Below are 212 nucleotides of genomic sequence, written 5' to 3' on the forward strand. Positions count from 1 at the left end.
TTTACAGTGAGGGGCGGGCATGATAACTTTGGCAGGATGAGCCGGATCTCTTTGAAGCTGGCGTCCTGGCTCGGAAGTCATGCCCGTAGAGGCTCGCTGTCAAGTCGCAACATCCCTTGCACGATATCTGCTTAACTCCCTGCGGCAGCCTTGCGGTATTCCATCGGTGTCAGATAACCAAGGGTGCCGTGTATTCGAAATTTGTTGTACCA

1 protein-coding gene is annotated in these 212 nt (G+C 53.3%); it reads right to left on the reverse strand.

Annotated elements, in window-relative coordinates:
- Positions 1–131: 131 nt before the first annotated feature.
- Positions 132–212: IS3 family transposase (locus WFH04_RS18425; protein WP_408020174.1), on the reverse strand; the 81-nt coding region annotated here is incomplete at its 5' end.

This window comes from Sporosarcina sp. USHLN248 (assembly GCF_037144575.1).
Classification (GTDB): Bacteria; Bacillota; Bacilli; order Bacillales_A; family Planococcaceae; genus Sporosarcina; species Sporosarcina contaminans.